Annotated in this window: 1 protein-coding gene; it reads left to right on the top strand. The window is 59.3% G+C overall.

Annotated features, from left to right (window positions below; all coding sequences use genetic code 11):
* Nucleotides 1–108: 108 nt before the first annotated feature.
* A partial coding sequence (locus G3O00_RS43120; protein WP_206146647.1) for a hypothetical protein occupies nt 109–577 on the top strand: 469 nt, incomplete at its 3' end.

Below are 577 nucleotides of genomic sequence, written 5' to 3'. Positions count from 1 at the left end.
ATTCCCGCCCCAGCCGCTTCGCATCCCTGTACCACACCTCGCATCGACGGCGTGCTCCATGCCGCTTGCTTCCAAACTTTGCCATCCCTCCTCAATCGAGTGTTCCAAATGGCAGATCCTTTCAATATTCGCGGGTTTGGCCCCGTGCCGAATTATCCAGAATCGGCTCCCTCGGCCCCTCAATCCGCCAACCATCCACAGCCCTCGACCTCGGTCCCGAGCCAAGCCTCGCTCAATCAGTTTGGCCCCCTGGGCGCCATGCGCCGGCCCAAAACTCCGCGCCCCGAACGCATCACCCCCACGATGGTCAGTCCCGACTCACTCGACCGGCTTTCTGCCGCCGCCGATAACGATGCCAAACGTGTGTTGATATATGCCGTCAATCACGCCATCAACAATGAGCTCTTCGAACGATTCCCAGATACAATCCAAACACCTGGGCGTGCACAATACGGCGCTGACTTGCAAGTGGCGAACCGCTCTGCCACGGTCCTCGCTGAATTCATGCCACTCGAAGGCGGGCGCTTTGCCCTAACGCATGCCTCCATTAGCAAGCCCAAACTCCCAGAGAGCCTAG

The organism is Burkholderia sp. Ac-20384, assembly GCF_017104605.1.
GTDB classification, from domain to species: domain Bacteria; phylum Pseudomonadota; class Gammaproteobacteria; order Burkholderiales; family Burkholderiaceae; genus Burkholderia; species Burkholderia lata.
This window is presented reverse-complemented; position numbering and strand designations above follow the sequence as displayed.